Origin of the sequence: Thioalkalivibrio sp. ALMg3, assembly GCF_000381225.1 — a bacterium.
GTDB classification, from domain to species: domain Bacteria; phylum Pseudomonadota; class Gammaproteobacteria; order Ectothiorhodospirales; family Ectothiorhodospiraceae; genus Thioalkalivibrio; species Thioalkalivibrio versutus.
Genome location: NZ_KB906219.1, coordinates 60,675 through 82,694, shown reverse-complemented (window position 1 = coordinate 82,694; position 22,020 = coordinate 60,675). Strand labels below are relative to the sequence as shown.

General features: G+C 68.7%; 20 protein-coding genes and 1 pseudogene. 7 read left to right on the top strand and 14 right to left on the bottom strand.

What is annotated here, in order from left to right; translation table 11 throughout:
* Window positions 1–23 precede the first annotated feature (23 nt).
* Window positions 24–464 carry a type II toxin-antitoxin system RatA family toxin gene (locus F622_RS0100400; RefSeq protein WP_018145393.1) on the bottom strand — a complete coding sequence of 147 codons (441 nt, stop codon included), beginning with the start codon at window positions 462–464 and terminating at the stop codon, window positions 24–26.
* The gene (locus F622_RS0100395) at window positions 464–1,822 is read right to left on the bottom strand and encodes a sodium-dependent transporter (protein WP_019571130.1); all 1,359 of its coding nucleotides are present in this window, start codon (window positions 1,820–1,822) and stop codon (window positions 464–466) included. Before F622_RS0100395 ends, F622_RS0100400 begins: the two co-directional genes overlap by 1 nt.
* A gap of 197 nt (window positions 1,823–2,019) precedes the next feature.
* Here F622_RS0100395 and smpB point away from each other — a divergent pair, with 197 nt between their 5' ends.
* Together smpB and F622_RS14155 are read left to right on the top strand one after the other, a co-directional pair.
* Window positions 2,020–2,499 carry an SsrA-binding protein SmpB gene (gene smpB, locus F622_RS0100390; RefSeq protein WP_018168069.1) on the top strand — a complete coding sequence of 160 codons (480 nt, stop codon included), beginning with the start codon at window positions 2,020–2,022 and terminating at the stop codon, window positions 2,497–2,499.
* Between the two features lie 295 nt (window positions 2,500–2,794).
* Window positions 2,795–3,053 (top strand): annotated as a pseudogene (locus F622_RS14155) (hypothetical protein).
* Between the two features lie 268 nt (window positions 3,054–3,321).
* Here the strand turns inward: F622_RS14155 and dnaQ are convergent.
* From dnaQ to F622_RS0100375, 3 genes are read right to left on the bottom strand one after another with little or no spacing between them, the layout of a single operon-like run.
* The gene (gene dnaQ / locus F622_RS0100385) at window positions 3,322–4,032 is read right to left on the bottom strand and encodes a DNA polymerase III subunit epsilon (protein WP_018168068.1); all 711 of its coding nucleotides are present in this window, start codon (window positions 4,030–4,032) and stop codon (window positions 3,322–3,324) included.
* Window positions 4,033–4,043: 11 nt separating this feature from the next.
* Complete coding sequence (rnhA, locus tag F622_RS0100380) at window positions 4,044–4,505, bottom strand: ribonuclease HI (RefSeq protein WP_018145389.1); 462 nt, start codon at window positions 4,503–4,505, stop codon at window positions 4,044–4,046.
* Window positions 4,498–5,259, bottom strand: a complete 762-nt coding sequence (locus F622_RS0100375; protein WP_018168067.1) for a hypothetical protein — start codon at window positions 5,257–5,259, stop codon at window positions 4,498–4,500. The genes rnhA and F622_RS0100375 overlap by 8 nt, the downstream gene beginning before the upstream one ends.
* Here F622_RS0100375 and F622_RS0100370 point away from each other — a divergent pair.
* Complete coding sequence (locus tag F622_RS0100370) at window positions 5,258–6,838, top strand: LysM peptidoglycan-binding domain-containing protein (RefSeq protein WP_019571128.1); 1,581 nt, start codon at window positions 5,258–5,260, stop codon at window positions 6,836–6,838. The genes F622_RS0100375 and F622_RS0100370 overlap by 2 nt on opposite strands.
* An 81-nt stretch (window positions 6,839–6,919) precedes the next feature.
* Here the strand turns inward: F622_RS0100370 and hflX are convergent, their stop codons facing one another.
* From hflX to F622_RS0100335, 7 genes are all read right to left on the bottom strand, one after another.
* Complete coding sequence (hflX, locus tag F622_RS0100365; protein WP_018175823.1) at window positions 6,920–8,260, bottom strand: ribosome rescue GTPase HflX; 1,341 nt, start codon at window positions 8,258–8,260, stop codon at window positions 6,920–6,922.
* Window positions 8,261–8,284: 24 nt separating this feature from the next.
* Entirely contained in the window at window positions 8,285–8,545 is a 261-nt protein-coding gene (hfq, locus tag F622_RS0100360) for an RNA chaperone Hfq (protein WP_018175824.1), read from the bottom strand.
* Window positions 8,546–8,673: 128 nt separating this feature from the next.
* Window positions 8,674–9,642, bottom strand: coding sequence for a tRNA (adenosine(37)-N6)-dimethylallyltransferase MiaA (miaA, locus tag F622_RS0100355; RefSeq protein ID WP_019571127.1), 969 nt, complete (start codon window positions 9,640–9,642; stop codon window positions 8,674–8,676).
* Window positions 9,642–11,519, bottom strand: coding sequence for a DNA mismatch repair endonuclease MutL (gene mutL / locus F622_RS0100350; protein WP_019571126.1), 1,878 nt, complete (start codon window positions 11,517–11,519; stop codon window positions 9,642–9,644). Before mutL ends, miaA begins: the two co-directional genes overlap by 1 nt.
* A gap of 120 nt (window positions 11,520–11,639) precedes the next feature.
* On the bottom strand, window positions 11,640–12,944 hold the full coding sequence (locus F622_RS0100345; RefSeq protein ID WP_047251974.1) for an N-acetylmuramoyl-L-alanine amidase: 1,305 nt from the start codon (window positions 12,942–12,944) through the stop codon (window positions 11,640–11,642).
* Between the two features lie 191 nt (window positions 12,945–13,135).
* Window positions 13,136–13,621, bottom strand: a complete 486-nt coding sequence (gene tsaE / locus F622_RS0100340) for a tRNA (adenosine(37)-N6)-threonylcarbamoyltransferase complex ATPase subunit type 1 TsaE (RefSeq protein WP_018649699.1) — start codon at window positions 13,619–13,621, stop codon at window positions 13,136–13,138.
* Entirely contained in the window at window positions 13,618–15,102 is a 1,485-nt protein-coding gene (locus F622_RS0100335) for a bifunctional ADP-dependent NAD(P)H-hydrate dehydratase/NAD(P)H-hydrate epimerase (RefSeq protein WP_019571125.1), read from the bottom strand. Before F622_RS0100335 ends, tsaE begins: the two co-directional genes overlap by 4 nt.
* Before the next feature lie 18 nt (window positions 15,103–15,120).
* Between F622_RS0100335 and queG the strand changes: the two genes are divergently transcribed.
* From queG to F622_RS0100320, 3 genes are all read left to right on the top strand, one after another.
* A complete protein-coding gene (gene queG, locus F622_RS0100330; protein ID WP_018939008.1) occupies window positions 15,121–16,290 on the top strand; it encodes a tRNA epoxyqueuosine(34) reductase QueG in 1,170 nt (389 codons plus the stop codon).
* Window positions 16,291–16,432: 142 nt separating this feature from the next.
* Window positions 16,433–18,877: an EAL domain-containing protein gene (locus F622_RS0100325; RefSeq protein ID WP_019571124.1), complete on the top strand. Its 2,445-nt coding sequence runs from the start codon at window positions 16,433–16,435 to the stop codon at window positions 18,875–18,877.
* A gap of 110 nt (window positions 18,878–18,987) precedes the next feature.
* Window positions 18,988–19,779 (top strand): ferredoxin--NADP reductase, encoded by a 792-nt coding sequence (locus F622_RS0100320; RefSeq protein ID WP_018145376.1) that lies wholly within the window; start codon window positions 18,988–18,990, stop codon window positions 19,777–19,779.
* A gap of 12 nt (window positions 19,780–19,791) precedes the next feature.
* Here the strand turns inward: F622_RS0100320 and F622_RS0100315 are convergent, their stop codons facing one another.
* Window positions 19,792–20,397, bottom strand: a complete 606-nt coding sequence (locus tag F622_RS0100315; protein ID WP_019571123.1) for a DNA-J related domain-containing protein — start codon at window positions 20,395–20,397, stop codon at window positions 19,792–19,794.
* The gene (locus F622_RS13335; RefSeq protein ID WP_038095991.1) at window positions 20,394–20,804 is read right to left on the bottom strand and encodes a YchJ family protein; all 411 of its coding nucleotides are present in this window, start codon (window positions 20,802–20,804) and stop codon (window positions 20,394–20,396) included. The genes F622_RS0100315 and F622_RS13335 overlap by 4 nt, the downstream gene beginning before the upstream one ends.
* 129 nt (window positions 20,805–20,933) lie before the next feature.
* On the opposite strand from F622_RS13335, the gene F622_RS0100305 reads away from it, so the two are divergent.
* Window positions 20,934–21,779, top strand: coding sequence for an SDR family oxidoreductase (locus F622_RS0100305; protein WP_019571121.1), 846 nt, complete (start codon window positions 20,934–20,936; stop codon window positions 21,777–21,779).
* Window positions 21,780–22,020 lie beyond the last annotated feature (241 nt).

Below are 22,020 nucleotides of genomic sequence, written 5' to 3'. Positions count from 1 at the left end.
CCTCTGCGGCCGGTGCCACGTGGCTATCCGTCACCGTGGACCTCGCGCGCGCGCTGGACAAAGGCATCCACCAGCGAATTGGCAATCTGAGTGAACACCGGGCCAATCGCAAAGGCCATGAGCCGGTTGGCAAACTCGAACTCCAGCTCCAGGGCGATGCGGGTCTTGCCGCCCTCGACCTCGGTAAAGCTCCAGGTCCCGTGCAGGCGTCGGAACGGCCCGGAGACCAGGCGCATGTCGATGCTTTCCGGGCGCTTGAGCGTGTTCCGGGTGGTGAACGACTTGTGCAGCGCCCCCTTGGCCAGCTCGATCGTGCCCTCCACCTCGTGCTCGCCACGCGGGCGCGCGGAGGCACTGCGGCAGCCGGGCAGGAACTGCGGATAGGCGTCTACGTCATTCACCAGATTGAACATCTGTTCACGGCTGTAGGGCACGTCCGCGTAGCGGCGAATCTTCGAGGCCATCAGATCAACTCCACGGCGCGCAGGAACACAAACAGGATCGCGACCGGCGCGACGAAACGCACCAGAAAGTACCAGACCTGGTACAGGACCGGGTGCTTGAGGCGCAGCTCGGACTGCACCGAGCGCTCGGTCATGCGCCAGCCCACGAAGATCGCGATCAGGAACCCACCCAGCGGCAGCAGGATGTTGGCCGTCACGTAATCCAGCAGGTCCAGGATGCCCATGTCGAACAGGGTGTAGTCGGACCAGACGTTCAGCGACAGCAATGCGCCGATGCCGAGGAACCAGGCCCCGATGGCGATCATCGCGGTCGCCATCACCCGGGTCAGCCCCATGTTCTCGACCAGGAAGGCGACCGCCGGCTCGATGATGGAGATCGCCGAGGTCCAGGCCGCAAACACCAGCAACACGAAGAACATGGTGCCGAAATACAGCCCGCCCGGCATGTCGGCAAAGGCCAGCGGCAGGGTCACAAAGATCAGCCCCGGCCCCTGCTCCGCCGACAGCCCGGCCCCGAGCACGATGGGGAAGATCGCCAGCCCGGCCATGATCGCGACCAGGGTGTCCGCCCCGACCACCGCCGCGGAGGTGCGCGCGATGGACGCATCGCTCTGCAGATAGCTGCCGTAGATCATGATCGCGCCCATGCCCAGGCTGAGCGTAAAGAAGGCCTGGCCCATCGCCAGCAGAACCGCGTTGGCGGACAGCGCGGAGAAGTCCGGATACAGCAGGAACTCCAGTCCGGCGAGGAACTGCCCCTCGACCATCGCATAGCCGACCATCACCACCAGCATCACGAACAGCAGCGGCATCAGAATGGTCACCGCCTTCTCCAGGCCGGACTGCACCCCACGCGCGACCACCATCGCCGTCATCACCATGAAGATCGTGTGCCAGGCCAGCAGGGCCTCCGGGTCCGCCAGCATGTTGCCGAACATCGACTCCGAGCCATCCGCATCCAGCTCGAGAAAGCCGCCGGTCCCCGACTTGAAGACATACGACAGCGACCAGCCCGCGACCACGCTGTAGAACGACAGGATCAGAAATCCGGCCAGCACCCCGATCCAGCCGATCATGCCCCACGCGCGCGTCAGGCCCTCCTCGCGCGCCAGCGCCGACATGGTGTTGATCGGGCTCTGACGCCCGCGCCGGCCCAGCAGGATCTCCGCCATCATCACCGGCAGGCCGATCAAAAGGATGCAGCCGAGATAAACCAGCACAAAGGCGCCACCCCCGTTCTCACCGGCGATATAGGGGAAACGCCAGATGTTGCCCAGGCCAACAGCCGAACCCGTGGCCGCGAGAATGAAGGCCAGGCGGGTCGTCCATTGCCCGTGGATCGAGGTCGTGGCTGGCATCAGTGGCTCCTTGTTGAACGGAGACGGAGGCGCTCCCGTGGGCCGCCGCCCCCGGGATCGGCCGGGGCCGGTCGCTCAAGCGCATCGCCGGGTCCGCCGGAATTGTGGGGCAGCGGGTCGCCCGGCTCAACTTTCACCCCGCGCGCCCGGACATTCGGACTGCTTCGGCCGCCCGCCTGCAGTACACTGCCCGGGTTATGGGAAAGAACAAGAAACAAGCCAAGGAACCGTCCAGCACCATCGCCCTCAACCGCAAGGCGCGCCACGAATTCTTCATCGAGGACCGCCTGGAGGCGGGGATGGAGCTCGAGGGCTGGGAGGTCAAGTCGATGCGCGCGGGCCGCGCGCAGCTGAGCGAGGCCTACGTGCTGCTGCGCAACGGCGAGGCCTTCCTGTTCGGGGCCCACATCACCCCGTTGCCGACCGCCTCCACCCATATCAATCCGGATCCCAGCCGCACGCGCAAGCTGCTGCTGCATCGCGCGGAGATCAACCGCCTGGTCGGCGCAGTGGAGCGCAAGGGCTACACCCTGGTGCCCATGGCTCTGTACTGGAAGCGCGGGCGAGCCAAGCTCGAGATCGGCCTCGCCAAGGGCAAGAAGGAATACGACAAGCGCGCTGACAAGAAGGACAAGGACTGGGAACGCGAGCGGGCGCGGATCCTGAAGCACGGCTAACGCCACAGCACCCCGCCCATCATCCCTATTCCGGCTCGCGCCGGATGTCCCTGCCCCGTCACTCGCCGTTTACGGTGCCTTCGGTCCGTCGCCTGCCAGGCTGTGGCTGGCCTTGGTTCGCCCTCCGCCGGTGTTTACGGTGGCTTCGTCTGGCCGCCTGCCACGCGCTCTCTCGCGAGCGCACCGCGAGGTACTTCTTTGCTCGTGCAAAGAAGTACCCAAGAAACACGCCCGACTGCCGCGACCCCGGGGAGGTAGGTCAAGACAATTGCGATCCGAAGGCCTGCGCCATTGGTTGGAGGCAGGCTGTTCCGGCATCTTCGGCACGCTCGGCCTGTGGCCGTTGCGTGCCGCGCCCGCGGAGCGGGCGCCGGGGGGCGTAGGATGCCGATGAGCGTAGCGAATCGCATCGGGGTTTCGCACGGCGTGGGAGATGGTGCGTTTCGCTGCGTTCAACGGCACCCTACGGGGTACCGTTTGTTTTGACCTTCGCCTCCCGTATGAAGCCCCTCGCGGAGGGCGTGATGGGCCGGGAGAAGGCGCTGGATGTCTGAGCGGAGCCGAAGGCGCAGCGAGTTCAGCGCCGCCGGCCCGAGGGCCCTGGAGCAAGGTTCCCGGGCGGAATCCGGGTGCCCTTCTTTGGGTACTTTCTTGGGCAAGCAAGAAAGTACCTCGCGGCGCGCTGGCGAGACAGCGCATGGCAGTAAGCGGAGCAAAGCCACCGTAAACACCGAAGGAAGAACTATGGCCAGCCACAACAAGGCAGGGTGACGGGCCGAAGGCACCGAAACGCAGGAGTGGAGCCCGCGTCGGGCGCCAGGATCAGGCGTTGGCGCGCCAGCGGCAGGTGCCGCCGGCCGCCTCGTCGAGGGTCTGCAGCAGCGCCTCGTGCGCCGCCTGCTCCTCGGGCGTCGGCTCGATCACCGGCAGCGGCTTGCCCGAGCGACGCGCCTTGACCGGGCCGGCTGCGGCATCGCCGTCGCCTCCGGAATCCAGGGTGAGCGCCACCTGCCCGCCGGTCATCGCCAGATAGACATCCGCGAGCAGCTCGGCATCGAGCAGCGCCCCGTGCAGGGTGCGGCCGGAGCCGTCCACCTCGTAGCGCTTGCACAGGGCATCCAGGGAATTGCGCGCCCCCGGGTGCATGCGCCGCGCCATCACCAGCGAATCCAGCACGGTGCTGACCTCTGCCACCTCGGACGCCGGCGCCACATCGCCCAACAGGCGCAGCTCGTTGTTGATGAAGCCGACATCGAAGGGCGCGTTGTGAATGATCAGTTCGGCCCCACGAATGAAGTCGACAAAGTCATCGACGACATCGGCAAATCGAGGCTTGTCGGCCAGAAACTCGTTGGTGATCCCGTGCACCGCGATCGCGCCGGCGTCGATCTCGCGATCCGGTTGCAGAAACTCGTGCAGCTTGCGCCCGGTGGGGCGGCGGTTGTCCAGCTCCAGGCAGCCGATCTCGATAATGCGGTGGCCGTCGGAGGGGTCCAGGCCCGTGGTCTCGGTATCCAGCACGATCTGACGCATCGTGGCTTCCTTCAGTTCTCGATCGGTTCGCCGGCCAGCAGGGCATCAATGCCTGCATTGGCCAGTTCGTCGGCGCGCTCGTTCTCCGGGTGACCGCTGTGGCCCCGTACCCAGTACCACTCGATGTCGTGGCGCTGGGCCTGTGCATCCAGCTCCTCCCAGAGATCACGGTTCTTCACCGGCGAGCCGCTGGCGGACTTCCAGTTGCGCCGCTTCCAGCCCGGCATCCACTCGGTCACGCCCTGCTTCACGTACTTGGAATCCGTGACCAGCTCCACCTTGCAGGGGCGCTTCAGGGTCTCCAGCGCGCGGATGGCCGCGGTCATCTCCATGCGGTTATTGGTCGTCTCGGCCTCGGCCCCGTAGAGCTCGCGCTCGCGCCCGTCGAAGCGCAGGATCGCGCCCCAACCGCCGGGCCCGGGGTTCCCGCGGCAGGCCCCGTCGGTATAGATGTACACGCGTTCGTCAGCCATGCGTTCGGCGGGCTCCAGAATGAGAGGAGCGCGAGGATACCAGCCCCGGACGCATCGCGGGGTTGGGCATGGCGAAGCGGAAACGCGGCTCCGGACGCAGGGGCATGTTCACCCGCTTGTGGGCCACGGTCAGGATCATGCTGGCCAGCGGCGGCAGACCGCGCAGGGTCCAGGCATCCATGGTGGCCAGGCGTTTCTGCCAGGCGGCGGGCAGCCCCGGTGGGAGCAGGCTCAGGCTCCACTGATCCAGCACCTCGAGATCCGCCGCCTCCAGCAACTCGCGATATTGGCGCCGCCGCAGGCCTTCGGGCAGAGGCGAGGCGCGCACCCCGTTGCGCCCACCGCGTTGCAGGCGGTTGCCTTCCAGCAGAAACACCCGTCCCTCGGGCTCCAGCACCCGGGCCGCCTCGGCCACCACCGCCGCCGGTTGCTCGCTCTGGGCGCAGGGATGGGCGAGCACGATGCGCCCGGCACAGCCGGACTCCAGCGGCCAGGCCTCGGGGTCCATGCGCAGCGCCGGGCGCGCCGAGGCGATCCGGATCAGCGGGGCCTGCAGGGCATCGCTGTCCTCCAGGATCGGCACCGGCGCCAGCTCCACCGCCAGCCCCCCGGGGCCCGGATCGCCATAGCGCCGAATGCGTTCCAGAAAGCGCTCGCGGACCCTCCGCCCCTGCGGCTGGGCATACCAGTGCGCCAACCAAGTCAGGAATGGGTCTTGGTGATCCCCCATCTCTGGTTTATCCTCCAGCGCCATGACACCACGCCTCCGCACACGACTGACCACCGCCCTGATTCTCGGCCTGACGGCGATCTTCGCCTCTGCCTGTAGCCTACACGACTCCGAGCGCACGCTGGACACCTCGGCGGCGGATCGGCCGATCGTGGAACCGCGCACGACCGAGGACGTGCAGGCCGCGATGGAACGCCAGCAGCGCGACGCCGCGCAACGTGCCGCCGAGACCGACGACCTGTGGGAGCGCGCGCGCCTGGGCTTCGGCTTCAACGACGCGCTGGACCACGAGCGCGTGGATCGCTATATCAGGCACTACCGTGACCATCCACGGATCATCGAGTACAGCACCCGGCGCGCGGAGCCGTTCGCCTACTTCATCCTGTCCGAGATCGAGGCGCGCGACATGCCCGCCGAGCTCCTGCTGCTGCCGATCGTGGAGAGCGGCTTCGTCGCCCAGGCGACCTCGCGCAGCCGCGCCGCGGGTATCTGGCAGTTCATGCCCGCCACCGGCGACTATTTCGATCTGTCGCGCGATCACTGGTACGACGGCCGCCGCGACGTCTACAAATCCACCCTCGCCGCGCTGGACTACCTCCAGGCGCTGCATCGACGCTTCGACGACTGGTACCTGGCCCTGGCCGCTTATAACTACGGCCAGGGCAACATCCAGCGCGCGATCGACCGCAATGCCGCCCGCGGCGAGCCCACTGACTACTGGAGCCTGGACCTGCCGTCCGAGCCGACCGCGTACATCCCGCGACTGCTGGCCCTGCGCCACCTGTTCCTGGACCCCGATGCCCACAACATCGCCATCGCGCCCATCGCCAACGAACCGGCGCTGGAGATGATCGAACCCGGCCAGCAGGCGGACTTCTCGCTAATCGCGGAGCTCGCCGACCTGGATACCGAGACCCTCAAACAGCTCAACCCCGGCTACCACCGCCATGCCACTCACCCCGGCGGCGCCCAGCACCTGTTCGTCCCGCGCGAGGCGCTGCCCACCCTCGAGGCGGCACTGGAGACCCGCAACGATGAACCGCTGCTCCGGTTCCGCGAATACACCGTGCGCTCGGGCGACAACCTCGGCCAGATTGCCCAGCGCGCCGGCACCCGCGTCGCCGTGCTGCGCGACATGAACAACCTCGACGACGACATGATCCGCGCCGGTCAGACCCTGCGCCTGCCGGCCTCCGCCCCGAGCGAAGAGGCTCCGCTGCAGGTGGCCGACGACAACAGCCAGTTAGCGGAGGACTATCAGGTGCAGGCTGGCGACAGCCTGTGGCACATCAGCCAGCGCACCGGCATGTCCATCGGCGCCCTGCGCGCCGCCAACGACCTGGACCCGGACGCGATCCTCCGCCCGGGCGACACCCTGAAGGTGGTGCGCGCCGATCTCGACCGTGGGCCCGACGGCCAGCGCGTCGAGTACGAGGTCCGCCCCGGCGACTCGCTGTCGACCATCGCTCGCCGCCACCAGGTCAGCATCGGCGACCTGCGGCGCTGGAACGGGCTGAACGGCGACGGCATCCGAGCCGGAGAGACCCTGACCCTGTACCTGGCCAGCGCCGACGGAGAGGCGATCGCCCAGAGCGACGCCTGAACCGCGACGACATCGACGCCACGGAAAAGGCCCCGGTTGAACCCGGGGCCTTTTTCGTGCGCAAGCGAGCCGCGGCCGGCTTCAGTGGTCGGCGGCCGCCGCCCCCGGTGCTTCCGATTGCAGGCGGACGGTTTCGGGGTCCAGCCCGGCCGCCCGGAAGAGCTGCTCGAAACGCCGCTTCGGCACATGCAGGCGCAACTGGATCGACCCGTCCGGCGTGGTCTGCTCGGCCTCCACGGCCTTCTCTTCGTAGAGCTGGGCGCGCAGGCGCCCGGCCGAGGCCGGGAGCTCGACCCAGCCCTGGGTCATGGATTCGGTGAAGGTCTCGGCCAGGCGCTGCTCCAGGCGCTCCACACCCTCGCCGGTATGCGCCGACAGCCAGAAGGCATCGTCCGCCATGCCGAAACGGTCGTCCGGGTCCTCGGCCGGGTTCTCCAGCTGGTCGATCTTGTTGTACACCCGCCAGCAGGGGACGTCCTCGGCGCCGATCTCCTCAAGCACCTCCTCGACCTGGCGGATGCGCGCCTCGCGCTCCGGGTCGGCGGCGTCGATCACGTGCAGCAGCAGCGCCGCCTCGCGGGTCTCGGTCAGGGTCGCCTTGAACGCGGCGACCAGCTCATGCGGCAGGTCGCGCACGAAGCCCACGGTGTCGGCCAGGATCAGCGACTGGTGCGGGGCCAGATCCAGGCGCCGCAAAGTCGGGTCCAGGGTCGCGAACAGCTGATCCGCCTGGTAGACGTCGGAATGCGTGAGGCGATTGAACAGGGTCGACTTGCCGGCGTTGGTGTAGCCCACCAGCGAGACCGTCGGGATCTCGTTGCGCAGGCGCGCCTGACGGCCCTGTTCGCGGGTGCGTTCGACCTTCTCCAGACGCCGCTCGATGTGCTTGATGCGCCCGGCCAGCAGGCGGCGGTCGGTCTCCAGCTGGGTTTCCCCCGGACCGCGCAGGCCGATCCCGCCCTTTTGCCGCTCGAGGTGGGTCCAGCCACGCACCAGACGCGTGGACATATGGCGCAACTGGGCCAGCTCCACCTGCAACTTGCCCTCGTGGGAGCGGGCGCGCTGGGCGAAGATATCGAGGATCAAACCGGAGCGATCCAGCACCCGGGCCTTCAGGTGGGCCTCGAGGTTGCGTTCCTGGCTGGGCGAAAGGGCATGGTTGAAGATCACCACGTCAGCCCCCGAGGCCTCGACCGCATCGCGGATCTCGTCGGCCTTGCCAGCACCGACGAACAGCTTGGGGTGCGGCCGGTCGCGCGAGCCGCGCACCACCGCCATGATCTCGGCCCCGGCGGAGCGCACGAGCTCGTCGAATTCCTGGACCTGGGCCTCGATATCGGGGTTGTCCCCGACATTCAGCGCGACCAGGACCGCACCATTGCCGACGCGCTCGTCGCCGGCACTCTCCGGACGCTCAAACAAGCTGGAGGAGACCTCCACTCATGTTCAGGACTCGGCCTCGGCGGAGGCGGGGGCCGCTGCCTCGCCCTCGAGATTCATGTTCACCTGACGGGCCGGCACGATCGTGGAGATGGCGTGCTTGTACACCATCTGCGAGACCGTACTGCGCAGCAGCACCACGAACTGGTCGAAGGATTCGATCTGCCCCTGCAGCTTGATCCCGTTCACCAGGTAGATGGAGACCGGGATCCGGTCCCGACGCAGCGCATTCAGGAAGGGTTCCTGCAACATTTGCCCTTTGGCCATCGGTGCGTTCCTTGATCGTTATTATTGGTTCGCGACCCGCGCCGGCGGCTCGAGGTCGGCCCGCCGCACGGTCAGGTTGAAGCGTAGCATACCGGCTTCGCGACGCCGTTCCAGGCGTACACCGGGCGTTATTCGGACATCGCCGCTGCCGGGGCCGCCATCCGTGCAGCCTGGATAGCCCGCAGAGCCTGCGACAAATCCGCGTCCTCGGCGTTCAACCGGGCATGCAGGGGGAAGCGCCGCAGCCCGGTGAGCTGGCGTTTTGCGAGCTGGCGGGTCGCGGCAATGGCCCGCTCGCGAAAGGTCGCAAAGTCGCATTCGCCCGCCAGCCACTGCCAGCCCTGGCGATACCCCACCGCCCGTTGCGACGGGTGCTCCGCGGTCAGGCCGCGGCGACGGGTCAGGGTCATCAGTTCGTCGATGAAGCCGGCCTCCAGCATCGCATCGAAGCGGTCGGCGATGCGGATGCGCAGGCGCTCGCGATCCGCCGGCCACAGGGCCAGCGACACCCAGCCCGCCGGGACCGTCGCGGCCGCGCCACTCTGGAAGCCCGACAATGGCTGGCCACTGGCCGCGTACACCTCCAGGGCGCGCAGGATGCGTTGCGGGTCGTTCGGGTGGATGCGCGCGGCGGCCTCCGGGTCCACGGTGGCCAGCTCGGCATGGAGGGCCACGGCGCCCTCGTGTTCCAGACGGCCACGCACGGACTCGCGGACCGCATCCGGGACCGGCGGGATCGGATCGAAGCCGTCCAGCAGGGCGCGCAGGTAGAGCAGCGTGCCGCCCGCCAGCAGGGCGACCCGGCCGCGGGCATGAATGGCATCGATCGCGGCGCGGGCATCGTGGGCAAAGTCGGAGGCGTTGTAGGTGTCCTCCGGGTCGCGGATATCCAGCAGGTGATGCGGGGCGCGGGCGCGCTCGGCGGCGTCCGGTTTGGCGGTGCCGATATCCATGCCGCGATAGACCAGCGCGGAATCCACGCTGACGATCTCCGCGTCCAGGGCCTCGGCCAGCGCCAGCGACAGCGCGGTCTTGCCGCTCGCGGTGGGACCGGCCAGCAGGATGACCGGCGGCCGCTCCCCATCCAGTCCGGCCATCAGCGTCCTCGCAGGAACAGCCGATCCAGCGCCGAGTGGTCCAGCTCCACCCACGTCGGGCGCCCGTGGTTGCACTGGCCGGAACGCTCGGTGGCCTCCATGTCCCGCAGTAACTGGTTCATCTCGGGCAGGGTCAGGCGCCGCCCCGAACGCACGGAACCGTGGCAGGCGATCGTTCCCAGTACCGCGTTGATCGCCCCCTCGGCCCGATGGCTGTAGCCATCGGCGGCGAGGTCCGCCAGGACATCGCGCACGAGCTGCGCGGTGTCCTGGCCACGCAGCAACGCAGGCGCCGCGCGCAGGGTCAGCGTCTCGGGGCCGGCGCGGTCGAGCTCGAAGCCGAGTTCCCCAAGCAGGTCCGCGCGTTCCTCGGCCAGTTCGGCCTCGGCCGGGGTGACGTCCAGGGTCTCCGGCACCAGCAGGGGCTGCGAGGTCACCCGTGCCCCCTCCCATTCGCGCTTCAGACGTTCATAGGTGATGCGCTCGTGGGCCGCGTGCATGTCCACCACGATCAGGCCGCGGGGGCTCTCGGCCAGGATGAAGGTCTCGGCTACCTGCCCCAGGGCAAACCCCAGGGGCGGCATGCCGTCCGGGTCCGCTGCGGGCGCACCGGACGTGGCGGATGGCATCGGGGTGTCATAAGCGGCGGGCCGCACCTCGGCCACCGCAGACGTCCCGCGGAACTCGGCCCAGGCCGCACCAAAGCCTGGATCGCGCCCGACCGGCTCAAGTCGCGGTTCGCGAGGGGGCGCATACCCACCGCCCGCACCCGGCACACCCAGCCCGGACAGCGGGCGATCCGCCTGCGCCGGCATGGGCATGGGGCGACCGGAGGGGGCCGGCGCACCCATGTCGGGTACCGCCGCGGCATGCCCGGAATCCCCCGGACGCAACGCGGCAAGCGCCTTGTGCAGGCTGTGGAAGATGAAGTCGTGAACCATGCGCGACTCGCGAAAGCGCACCTCCTGCTTGGTCGGATGCGCGTTCACATCCACCTGGGTCGGATCCAGCTCCAGGTCCAGCACGAACATCGGATGCCGCCCGTGGTAGAGCACGTCCTGATAGGCCTTGCGCACGGCCGCGGCCAGCACGCGGTCACGGATCGCGCGGCCGTTGACGAAGAAGAATTGCTGATCGGGCTGGGCGCGCGACTGGGTTGGCGAGCCCAACCAGCCGGACAGCGCCAGCCCGGCGCGCTGTTCGTCCACCGGAGTCGCATGCTCCAGGAAGGCATCACCCAGCAGCGCCCGCACCCGCTCGCCGGGGTCGTCAGCCGCTGGCAGGTCCAGGGTGACGCGGTCATTGTGGCGCAGGCTGAAGGCGACCTCGGGACAAGCAGCCGCCTGGGTGCGGATCACGTTCTCGCAGTGGTTGTATTCGGTGCGTTCGGTACGCACGAACTTGCGCCGCGCCGGGACGTTGAAGAACAGGTCGCGGACCTCGACGGTCGTGCCCACCGGATGTGACGCCGGGGCGGCCTCGCGGAAGACATCGGAGCCGTCCCCGGTCAGGCGCCAGCCGTTGCGCTCGTCCGCCACCATGGAGGTCAGCGACAGCCGCGAGACGGAGGCGATCGAGGGCAGGGCCTCGCCGCGAAAGCCCAGGGTATGCAACGCCTCGAGATCGTCCATGCAGGCGATCTTGCTGGTGGCGTGGCGCGACAGGGCCAGCGGCATCTCGTCGCGATAGATCCCGCTGCCGTTGTCGCTGATCTGGATCAGTCGAATGCCACCCTGCTCCAGGCGCACATCCACCCGCGTCGCCCCGGCATCCAGGGCGTTCTCCAGCAGCTCCTTGACCACCGAGGCCGGACGCTCGATCACCTCGCCGGCGGCGATCTGGTTGATCAGTTGTTCGGAGAGCTTTGCGATCGCCACGCGCGACACCTGGGAGAGACGAGAACCGGGTGCCTAGCCTAACCGGGGCAGCGCCGGAGTGCCTAGCCGGCGGCCGAACAACGCCTGCAAGACGTGACGGGCTGCCCGGAGGTGCCGGGCTCAGGAGTCGCGGGGGATACGCAGGACCTGGCCGGCGTAAATGCGGTCGTCGCGGACATCGTTGGCCGAACGCAGGTCCGCCAGCGACAGGCGATAGCGATCGGCAATCCCGGAGAGGGTCTCGCCCGGGCGGATGATGTGCTGGTCGGGCTGGCCGTCGGCGATCAGCGTGCCCGGACGGGCATGGGTGGAGAAGTACGACCGCAACCCGGTCAGCAGGGCGTCCGCCAGCGAGTTCTGGAAGGTCGTGCTGCGCAGCTTGCGCTCCTCGGAGGGATTGGAGATGAAGGCCGCCTCGACCAGGACCGACGGCACGTCCGGCGAGCGCAGGACCGCAAAGTTCGCGCGCTCTACCTCCGGCTTGCGCACCTTGCCCACCCGGTGGAGCTCCGCGATCATCCGCTCGGCCAGGGTGTTGCTGGCCTCCAGGCTCCCGCTCTGGGCCAGATCCAGCAGCACGTTGGTCAGGGAATCGTCCTTGCCGTTGATCGGCACCCCGCCCAGGCTCAGATCCGCCTGGTTCTCGCGCTGGGCGAGGAAGCGCGCCGCCTCGCTGGAGGCCCCGCGCTCGGACAGCATGTACACCGACGAACCCTGGACACTGCGATTGGCGATCGCGTCGGCGTGGATGGACACGAAGATATCGGCGTCCGCCTTGCGCGCCCGCTCGATGCGCTCGCGCAGGGGCAGGAAATAGTCGCCACTGCGGGTCATCACGGCCTTCATGCCGTGCTCGCTGTTCACGCGATCGGCCAGACGCTTCGAGATCTGCAGGACCACGTCCTTCTCGCGGGTGCCGGCGGGGCCGATGGCACCCGGATCATGCCCACCATGACCGGCATCGATGGCGACCACGACATCGCGCAGGTCCTCCTGCGAGCGCCCACGGCGGGAGCCGTTGTTCTCCGCCGAGCGCGGCGCGGCGGGTGCCTCGCCGCTGGCCAGATCCAGGACCAGGCGGTGCGGCGCACCCTGTGCCGGCATCAGCACGAAACTGCTCGGCTCCACCGGCTTGCGCAGGTCGAACACCACGCGCAGATCGGAGCCATTGCGTGCGGCATGGCGCACGGCCTTGATCGCCGAGCGCGGGTTATCGCTGATGGTCAGGTCTTCCACGGCCCGCGCGTTCTCCAGATCCACCACCAGGCGGTCGGGAGACTGCAGGTGGAACATGGAGTATTCCGCCTCGCCGTCCATGTCGAAGACCAGACGGGTGGTTCCGCCATCCACGGACATACGCACGCGCCGGACGTCCGTGCGAGCCAGGGCCGGCAAAGGCATCCCGACCAGCCCGAGGGCAGTCATGGCGCGCAGCAGCTGGCGGCGGCGCAGATCCGGCGATGTTGATTGGCCCACGGCGTTTCCCTTTGTAATCAGGGGTTCTGACTACATTGTGGACGCTTTTTCTGGAAAAGCAATAGCAATTTTCTTTCTTTATGAGCGAGATATCGCGCATTGTGCGCGTGGCGGGCCAACTCCGGGGCAGCCCCGGCGTGTCACCCTGTCACGATCTCCTGGTCCCGAAGCACCCGGTGGTAGGCCGCCGCCAGCGGCCCCTCCAGCCACAGCTCCCGGCCTTCGGCTGTGCCCTCGCGATGCGCCAGGCGCACCACCAGATCCGGCGCCGGCAGCCAGCCCGCACCGCGCTCCGGCCACTCCACCAGCCACAGGACATCGCCCCCGAAGGCCTCGCGCACCCCCAGGTACTCGAGTTCTTCGGGATCACCCAGGCGATAAAGGTCGAAGTGCAGGACCTCGCGCCCCGCCAGCGCATACGGCTCCACCAGGGTGTAGGTCGGACTGCGGACCGCGCCTTCATGCCCGAGCCGGCGCAGCAGACCCCGAACCCAGGTGGTCTTGCCGACACCCAAATCACCCTCCAGGAACACGATATGCGGGGCGTCGAGCGCCGCCAACGCGGCCCCGGCCGCCTCGGTCGCCTCCAGGTGCGGGAGGATCAGAGGGGGCGCTGCTACCGTCATGCCCCACCCCCGGCCGCGGCCGGCAGGGCTTCGGCCAGATCCCCGGCCAGCATCCCGCGCGCCCCGCCCAGGCGATCACGCGCGATGCAGGCTGCGGCGCAGTGCCAGGCGGCCCCGATCTCCGCGGCGCTGCGCGCATCCGCGCCCTGCCCGCGCAGCGCCGCGATGATGCCGGTCAGCACGTCCCCGCTACCGGCGGTGGCCATACCGGGGTGGCCGCCGGTGACACAGGCCAGCGGCTCCGCACCCGAACTGGCGACCAGCGTGCCCGCCCCCTTCAGCAACACCACTCCACCCAGGCGCGCGGCCAGCGCCCGCACCTGCCCGGGGCGATCGGCCTCGATGGTGGCCACGTCCTGCCCCTGCAGACGGGCAGCCTCGCCTGGGTGCGGGGTCAGCACCCAGTCCTCGCCCCGACGCGGGGCCTCGGCCAGCAGGTTCAGGGCATCGGCATCCACCACCCGGGGCAGGTCGGCATCCGCCACCGCCAGCCACAGGCCACGACCCCAGGCGTCCTGTCCCAGTCCCGGTCCCACCGCGACGACATCGACGCGACGCATCAGGGCCTGCAACTCGCTGGCGTCCGCCACGCCACGCACCATCAACTCGGGTCGCTCCAGGTTCGCCCAGGCCGCATGCTCGGGGTGCGTGGCCAGGGTCACACGGCCGGCCCCGGCGCGCAGGGCGGCCGTCGCCGCCAGCCGCGCGGCCCCCGAGTAGCCGGGCGCGCCGCCCACGATCAGCACATGCCCACAGTCGCCCTTGTGCGCCCCCGGGCGCCGTACCGGCAGACGCTGCCGCCAGTCCTCTGGCCCGACCCGACGCGCAACCGGCGCGATGCCATGGGCCACCGAGGCAGGGAGATCGAGCGGGGCCACCTCCACCTGGCCGACCCGGTCGACCGCGGCCCCGGTATGCAGGCCCAGCTTGTCGGCGATCATGGTCAGGGTGTGATTCGCCCTGACCGCCTCCCCCAGGACCCGGCCGCGATCGATATCCACGCCCGAGGGCACATCGGCCGCCAGCACCTGCCGCCCACTCGCGTTCAACGACTCGATCACCGCGCCGTAGGCATCGGTCAGCGGCCGCTCCAAGCCGATCCCGAACAGGCAATCCACCCACAGGTCCGCGGCCGCCGGGTCGAAGTTTTCCAGGGCATGGACCTCGCCGCCGCCCTCCTGCCAGCGCCGATGGGCCTGGCGACCATCGGACTCGGGGCGCGCCCGCGAGGGGCCGCCATGGACCCGCACCTCCAGCCCGGCCTCGGCCGCCAGCCGGGCAAGCACGTAGCCGTCTCCGCCGTTGTTGCCGGGCCCGCACAGGATCCCGATGCGGCGGGCCTGCGGCCAGTCGCGGCGCACCACCGCCAGCAGGGCCTGACCGGCACGCTCCATCAGCTCGCCCGGCGCCATCCCCGGCAGGGCCAGGCCGGCGGCATCCAGGGCCCGCATGCCCGCGTTATCGAACAGTGCGCTGGTCAATGCTTGTGGGTCGGGTTCATGATTCACGCCATCACCTCCGTCGCGGAAGCCGAAATCGTGCCTCAGCGCCTCGATCCACGCCAATCCACCGAGCTTGCCGAACGCATCCGCGACTGGGGACGCGAGCTCGGCTTCCAGGCCGTGCGCATCGCCCCCGCCGAGGTGCCCGAGGCGGATCGCCGGCATCTGGACGACTGGCTGGCCCAGGGCTCGCACGGCGACATGGACTGGATGGCCGACCGCGCCCCCCTGCGCCACGCCCCGGATGCCCTGATGCCCGGTGTGCAGCGCATCATCAGCGTGCGCATGGACTACTTCCCGCCGGCCACCCGGCGCCCGGCGATCCAGCTGGCCGAACGCGATCACGCCTATGTCTCGCGCTATGCCCTGGGCCGCGACTACCACAAGCTGCTGCGCAAGCGCCTGACCACCCTCGCGCGCCGGATCGAGGCGGAGGTCGGGCCGTTCGGCTATCGCGCCTTCACCGATAGCGCGCCAATCCTGGAAAAGGCCCTGGCCGCCCGCGCCGGGCTGGGCTGGATTGGCAAGAACACCAATCTGCTGGCGCGCGAGAGCGGCTCCTGGTTCTTTCTCGGGGAGCTGTTTACCGACCTGCCACTGCCACTGGACGAACCCGTGGACGAGCACTGCGGCCAGTGCACCGCCTGTCTCGATGTCTGCCCGACCCGGGCCTTCCGCGGGCCGTACGACCTGGACGCACGCCTCTGCATCTCCTACCTGACCATCGAACTGAAGGGTGCGATCCCCGAGGACCTGCGCCCGCTGATCGGCAACCGCATCTACGGCTGCGACGACTGCCAGCTGGTCTGCCCCTGGAACCGCTTTGCCGAGGTCACGGCGGAACCCGACTTCATCGCCCGCCACGGTCTGGATAGCGCCAGCCTGATCGAGCTGTTCGCCTGGGACGAGGCAACCTTCCTCGCCCGCACCGAGGGCATGGCCATTCGCCGAATCGGCCATGCGCAGTGGCTGCGCAACCTCGCTGTGGCCCTGGGCAACGGTCCGGCCACACCCGAGGCGGACGCGGCCCTGGCCGCCCGCGCCGAGCACCCTTCCGAGCTGGTGCGCGAACACGCCGCCTGGGCGCGCGAACAACTGCGCAATCCCCCGCACAGCGCGCCCCTGTCCACGGAAAACCTGTCCCGGCTCACCCAAGCGCCCGGGTAAGCCGGGCAAGCAGAAACCGCCCCGGAAGAGGCAAATCCGCACCTTCCAAGGTTGCCAGTGCCGGCGCAACCGGCGACACTCCGGTGCCGAATCACGCCCCGACGCGGGGCCCGGCCCGCCACCAAAGGTTCAGCCCGCCGCCATGCCCGATCACCCGGACACCACGCGCTATCAGCGGATCTTCGAACAGGCGCCCGAGGCTCATCTGGTCCTCGACCGCAAGGGCGGGATCGTCGCGGCCAACTACGCCGCCTGCGAACTTCTGGGCTATACCAGCGCCGAACTGACCGGCGGCGTGCACATCACCGAGCTGGACCTGCAGGCCACTCAGGACGACGTGGACCAGGCCCACTCCAACCCCGAACAGCGCCTCCCCGCGCACTTCGAAAGCCGCTACCGGCGCAGTGACGGTGGCGAATTTCCGGCCGAGGTGCACATCAACGCGATCCGCACGGACGGCGAGCTCGAGGTCTTCGCGACCGTCCGCGACATCACCCGCGAGCGTCAGTCGGAGCAGGCGCTGAAGAGCCTGGAGACCCAGCTGGGCGCGACCATTCGCCACGCCCCACTGATCCTGTTCGCGCTGGACGCAGACGGCCGATTCACGCTTTCCGAGGGGGCCGGGCTGCAGGCCCTGGGTCTGAACCCCGGCGAGGTGGTCGGGCGCAATTTCCACGACGTCTATGCGGACCAGCCCGGCACACTGGAGGCCGCCGAACGCGCCCTCGCGGGCGAAGCCTTCCAGTTCGAGGACACCGTCAACGGTACGCATCTCAGCGTCTCGTGGATCCCCATGAAAGACCCAGAAAAGGGTCCGGACGGCGCACTCGGCGTGGCCTGGGACGTCACCTCGCTGCGGGCCGCGGAGGCCGCCACGGGTGCCGAACGGGACCGCCTGCTAACCACGCTGCAATCGATCAGCGACGGGGTCATCACCGCAGACACCCACGGGCGCCTGACCTACCTGAACCCCGCCGCCCAGGTACTGCTGGGGCTGGATGCCACCAGCGCCCAGGGCCACCTGGTGGACGAACTGCTGGACCTGGAAGACACCCGGACGGGGGCCAGCGTGCTCCGCCCGGTGGAACACTGCCTGAACCTGGGCGGTACCGTGGAATCGCCCGAACGCATACTGCATCGCGCCGACGGCGAAACCCGCGTGGTACGCATGCTGGCCTCGCCCCTGCAACGCCCGAACCGCGAGGCCCAGGGTGTGGTGGTCGTGCTGCACGACCACACCGAGCTGTGGCAGATGACCCAGCAGCTCAACCATCAGGCGACCCATGACGACCTCACCGGCCTGTGCAACCGCCGCGAATTCGAGCGGCGGCTGGACCAGGCCCTGCACATTCAGGAGGAGGGCGAGACGCCGCATGCGGTGTTCTACATGGACCTCGACCAGTTCAAGATCATCAACGACACCTGCGGTCACCAGGCCGGCGACGAGCTCCTGCGGGAACTCTCCGAGCGCCTGCGGCACCTGATCCGCGAGAACGACACCCTGGCTCGCCTGGGTGGCGACGAATTCGGCGTGCTGCTGTACCACTGCCCGCCCGAACGCGCCGAGGCGATTGCCCGGAAGATGCTGGAGACCGTGCAGTCCCTGCGCTTCGCATGGGAGGGCCGGCGTTTCGATGTCGGCGTCAGCATCGGTCTGGTGCCGGTCAGCGGCCCGGAACAGACCCTGCCCGAGATCCTCAGCCAGGCGGACTCCGCCTGCTACGCCGCCAAGGAAAACGGCCGCAACCAGGTCTACGTCTGGCAGCCCAGCGACCAGGCCCTGCGCCGCCGACGCGGGGAGATGGAATGGGTCGGCCGCATCCGCTCGGCGCTGGAGGAAGGGCGCTTCGCGCTGTTCGGCCAGGCCGTCCACCCGCTGGGCCCGGTCGACCCGGACCTTGCCCATGTCGAGGTGTTGATGCGCCTGCGCGACGAGGATGGCCGGCTGATCCCGCCGGGCAGCTTCATCCCGGCCGCGGAGCGCTACCACCTGATGCCGGATATCGACCGCCACATCATCGACAACGCCTTCGCCATGCTCGCCCGGCATCGTGCGCCGCGCGAGAACCCCTCCCACTGCGACCCCACCCTGGCGATCAACCTCTCGGGCCAGTCGCTGGCGCAGGAGAGCATGCTGGAGTTCGTCACCGAGCGCCTGCAGCACTACGCGATCCCGCCGCGCTGCATCATCTTCGAGATCACCGAGACCGCAGCCATCAGCCACCACGAACGTGCCCAGAGCCTGATCCGCACCCTGCGCTACATGGGCTGTCGTTTCTCCCTGGACGACTTCGGCAGCGGTCTGTCGTCATTCGGGTACTTGAAGAACCTGCCGGTGGACTTCATCAAGGTCGACGGTAGCTTCGTGCGCGATATTGCCCACAACGCGGTGGACTCGGCCATGGTCACGGCCATTCATCGCGTGGGTCATGTCCTCGGCCTGCGCACCATCGCCGAGTGTGTCGAATCAGCCGCGACCATGGACCGCCTGCGAGAGATCGGCCTGGACTTCGTGCAGGGCTTCTACCTGTCGGAACCGGCACCGCTGGAGCAACACCTCACGCCCATCGACAGCAACGTCCACTGACGAGCGGCACCCATTTCCGAGTGTTTTCCTTGGTTTTTGCCGGCGCTTTCGCTTCCGGCACCAGGACTTGCTAGCGTAGGACCGAACAATAATCGGAAAACCACGCACTTATGCCGTATTCGGAACAACGCATCACCTCCACGCGCCGCTGGTCGGACAAGACCTTCAGCTTCACCACCACGCGCCCGGAGGGTCTGGAATTCAAGAACGGGCAGTTCGTGACCCTGGGGCTGCGCCCCGAGGGCAAGCTGATTCCGCGTGCGTATTCGATCGTCTCCGAACCCGAGGCCGAGGAACTGGAGTTCCTGAGCATCCACGTGCCGGATGGCGCCCTGACCAGCCGCCTGGCCGAGGCTGGACCGGGTGATTCGATCTGGATCAACACCAAGGTCACCGGCTCGCTCACCTTCGACTACGTGCAGCCGGGTCGCACCCTGTACATGCTGGCCACCGGCACGGGGCTCGCCCCGTTCATCTCGCTGATCCGCAGCCCGGAGCTGTTCGAGCACTTCGACAATGCAGTGCTGGTACACAGCGTTCGTACCGTCGAGGAACTGGCCTACCGCCAGGAGATCGAGTCGCGCATCAGCGACCGCCTGCGCTACGTGCCGACCGTGACCCGCGAGAACCATGACTTCGCCTGCCCGATCGCGCAGCAGCCGTATGACAACAACCAGCGCGGCGCCGACATGTTCCGCTCCGGGGAACTCAGCCAGATCCTCGATCTGCCGCCCGCGGACCCGGAACACGACCGCGTGATGCTGTGCGGCAACCCGGCGATGAACCGCGAGATGAGCGAGTGGCTCACCGAACATGGCTGGACCCAGACCAACTACAAGGGCGTGGGCACATTCACCGTGGAACAGGCGTTCGTGACCACCATGTCCGACTCCGACGACTGAGCCCCGGCGTGTTCACTCGCCGGTCAGCAGGACCCACCGGGCCGCGTTGATCCGCTGCAGTGTCGCCGTGTCCCCACCCCGGTCGGGGTGGTGTCGCTGCGCCATCCGGCGGTACTGGTGGCGGATGGTGTCCGCATCCACCGGGTCCGCCAGTTCCAGCACCGCCAGGGCCTGCTCGCGCTGCTCGTCGCGCCCCAGGCGCGACCAGAACTCGCCCAGAAGCGCCTCGACCGCCGCCGCATCCATGGTGTCCAGCCGGGTCGGATCGAGGTAATAGGCCCGCAAGGGATCGTGCGGGACCGGGAACCCGCCCGCCCGCGGGACACCCGACACCGGCTCGATGCCGATATCCAGGCAATGAATCCGCAGCCACTCGCCCTGCTCCGCCAGGCGGTCGCGCAGCCGATACAGGCAGTGGAACAACAGGAAGTGTGTCTGAAACAGGCTCAGTGGCTCCTGCAGCCGCGCCCCGGCAAACGGCTCCACTCCCGCGTCGCGCAACTGCGTGATCAGGGCGTGCTCGGTCAGCCCGTCCGGCCGGACGCGCAAGCACTCCAGCACCCGCTCCAGCAACGCCGGACTCACCGGCGATGCGACCGCATCCGCTGCGGCTGTCATGCCCCCGGAAATTCCCCGTCGACATAAACCCAGCGGCCGTCCTCGCGACGAAACCGGCTGCGCTCGTGCAGACGCACGCCCTGGCCGTGCAGCCTTGATCGCGCGACGAACTCGACCCAGCCCTCGACGTCATCCGGCCCACCCGCCTCGGTCGCGCGGATCGCCAGCCCCAGCCAGCGCTGATCCGGATCCAGCCCCAGCGATGCCGGTCGGGTCTCCGGAGCCCAGGTGGCCCGCAGGTAATCCTCCCGTCCCTCGACGAAGGCTGTAAAACGTGACCGCATCAGCGTCTCCGCCGTCGGCGCCGAGGCCGTTCCGTCCAGATACGGCCCGCAGCAGGCCATCCGGTCCTGCCCCGAGCCGCAGGCACACGTAGCGTTGTTTGTTGTCCGCCTGGCCTTGCCCAAGCCGCACCTCCCGTCATCTGCGTCCCGCTCAGGATGCCCGACCCATGGACCCGGGTCGAACCCTCACTCCGGGGCTGGTCTTTCACCGGCAAAGCCGGTAGCGTGCGAAGCACGATCGCGGAGGGAACAATGGCCAACATCCTGATCATGGGCTGCGGCGACCTCGGCTGCGCCGTCGGCCAACCGCTCGCCGTCGCGGGACATGCCGTCTGGGGCCTGCGCCGCCAGCCAGAACCCATCCCGAAGCCGATCCGGCCCCTGGCCGGCGACTTCGGCGTCGCGGACGGCCTGCCGGAGCTGCCGCCGGCGCTCGACACCGTCTATTTCATCGCCACTCCGGGCGAATTCACCGAGCCCGCCTATCGTCGCGCCTATGTTGACGGCCTGCGCAACACCCTGACCGCCCTGGAACGGGCCAGCCAGCGGCCGCGCCGCGTTGTATTCGTCTCCAGCACCTCGGTCTACGGCGCCGACGACGGCCGCTGGGTGGACGAGGCCAGCCCCACCGAACCCACCCGGTTCTCCGGGCGCGCCCTGCGGGAAGCCGAGCAGTTGCTGGCCGACAGTCCCTTTCCCGGCGTGGTCGTGCGCTTTGGCGGCATCTATGGCCCGGGGCGCGAGTACCACCTGCGCAAGGTGCGCGAGGGCGTGCGCGGTCAGCACGAAGCACCGGTCTGGACCAACCGCATCCACCGCGATGACTGCGTGGGCCTGCTGACCCACTTGTTCCATCTGGATGACCCCGACCCGATTTATCTGGGCGTGGATGACGAGCCCGCCCTGCGCCACGAGCTGCTCGCCTGGCTGGCACAGGCGATGGAGATCGATCCGCCCGGCACACCGCCAATGCCCGAGGGCGGAGTCTCCGGCAAGCGCTGCTGCAACAAGCGCCTGCATGCCAGTGGCTATCGCCTGCAGTATCCCGACTACCGCGCCGGCTACCGCGCCCTGCTCGACCGCATCGCCACCACCTGACCAGGGTCCTCGCAGCGCCGGGCCCGGGCGCAGTTCAGCCTCAGGTGTCTACATTGCCTCCGATCCACCGCCTGCCTTGTTGTGGCTGGTCCCGGTTCGTCGTTGGGTGTTTACGGTGCCTCCGGTCCGCCGCCTGCCACGCGCTCTCTCGCGAGCGCACCGCGAGGTACTTCTTTGCTCGTGCAAAGAAGTACCCAAGAAACACGCCCGACTGCCGCGACCCCGGCCCGCTGCGCGGGCC

Coding starts and splice junctions, on each gene's coding strand:
- queG (WP_018939008.1), top strand. CDS start 15,121: ATGATTCACGCCATCACCTCCGTCGCGGAAGCCGAAATCGTGCCTCAG.
- F622_RS0100325 (WP_019571124.1), top strand. CDS start 16,433: ATGCCCGATCACCCGGACACCACGCGCTATCAGCGGATCTTCGAACAG.
- F622_RS0100345 (WP_047251974.1), bottom strand. CDS start 12,944: ATGACTGCCCTCGGGCTGGTCGGGATGCCTTTGCCGGCCCTGGCTCGC.
- rnhA (WP_018145389.1), bottom strand. CDS start 4,505: ATGGCTGACGAACGCGTGTACATCTATACCGACGGGGCCTGCCGCGGG.
- hfq (WP_018175824.1), bottom strand. CDS start 8,545: ATGGCCAAAGGGCAAATGTTGCAGGAACCCTTCCTGAATGCGCTGCGT.
- F622_RS0100395 (WP_019571130.1), bottom strand. CDS start 1,822: ATGCCAGCCACGACCTCGATCCACGGGCAATGGACGACCCGCCTGGCC.
- tsaE (WP_018649699.1), bottom strand. CDS start 13,621: ATGACGGTAGCAGCGCCCCCTCTGATCCTCCCGCACCTGGAGGCGACC.
- miaA (WP_019571127.1), bottom strand. CDS start 9,642: ATGGCCGGACTGGATGGGGAGCGGCCGCCGGTCATCCTGCTGGCCGGT.
- smpB (WP_018168069.1), top strand. CDS start 2,020: ATGGGAAAGAACAAGAAACAAGCCAAGGAACCGTCCAGCACCATCGCC.
- F622_RS0100305 (WP_019571121.1), top strand. CDS start 20,934: ATGGCCAACATCCTGATCATGGGCTGCGGCGACCTCGGCTGCGCCGTC.
- F622_RS0100375 (WP_018168067.1), bottom strand. CDS start 5,259: ATGGCGCTGGAGGATAAACCAGAGATGGGGGATCACCAAGACCCATTC.
- F622_RS0100315 (WP_019571123.1), bottom strand. CDS start 20,397: ATGACAGCCGCAGCGGATGCGGTCGCATCGCCGGTGAGTCCGGCGTTG.
- F622_RS0100320 (WP_018145376.1), top strand. CDS start 18,988: ATGCCGTATTCGGAACAACGCATCACCTCCACGCGCCGCTGGTCGGAC.
- F622_RS0100400 (WP_018145393.1), bottom strand. CDS start 464: ATGGCCTCGAAGATTCGCCGCTACGCGGACGTGCCCTACAGCCGTGAA.
- F622_RS0100370 (WP_019571128.1), top strand. CDS start 5,258: ATGACACCACGCCTCCGCACACGACTGACCACCGCCCTGATTCTCGGC.
- dnaQ (WP_018168068.1), bottom strand. CDS start 4,032: ATGCGTCAGATCGTGCTGGATACCGAGACCACGGGCCTGGACCCCTCC.